General features: G+C 52.3%; 1 protein-coding gene. It reads left to right on the forward strand.

The features are described 5' to 3' along the window. The coding region (locus J7I42_RS34965; protein ID WP_209145219.1) for a hypothetical protein at positions 1-587 on the forward strand (587 nt) is incomplete at its 5' end. Between the last annotated feature and the right edge of the window lie 158 nt (positions 588-745).

The following is a 745-nucleotide window of genomic DNA, read 5'->3' on the forward strand; positions in this document are numbered from 1 at the left end:
CCGGTAAGGCCGCTAAACTCCTGCGCACCATCTTTAGGGATGTAACCATTAATGCGAAGGATAAAGTTACCCAGGCGCGTCTGCTAAAGGTGGCTTCCCGCATTATAACTACAGACACCGTAAACGAAAGGGGGGCACGTGTCGTAAACAATGGAGACATGACCCAGTTACAGGGTTTCAACTTCAACGTACGGGCGGGTATTTCCGATTCCCTGTTTGTACGCTGCCCTTTAACATTTACCCGTGCGTCGGGAGAGGTGGTGGTAAACATTCCGTCTTTTGTACCACGCAACATGGTACAACAGGCGAAAGGCACCACCCATTTCAGGATCGTGGCAGCAGCAGCCGCGGTCAATTTTAACACAGAGCTGTATCAGTACGCCATGCAGGGAACGCCTGAATTGCCTTACAATACCGACCCCACACAGGCGGCTACGCTTACGCTGGCATTGCCAGCAAATAGTACGGATACGGTATTTGTGGCGCTGGGCATTGAGTACTACCAACGGGTGAACACCCGAAGCTATGCGCTCAAATCCGGAGAACACAATGCCACCAGCATCGTACTGGTAGATAAAGCCCCGTAATCGGGAGCCGGGAAGCCCGGTCCCAACATCCAATATCCAGAACCTGTAGTCCCGGTTTGGCACCCATGAACGGCTTACCTCCCTGTATGGGAATCGCCTGCTGTTGTTACGGTAGCCATAAACTGAAGCCAGTATTCACCAGTTGCCAAACCCCGTAA

The organism is Niastella soli (assembly GCF_017742245.1).
GTDB classification, from domain to species: Bacteria; Bacteroidota; Bacteroidia; order Chitinophagales; family Chitinophagaceae; genus Niastella; species Niastella soli.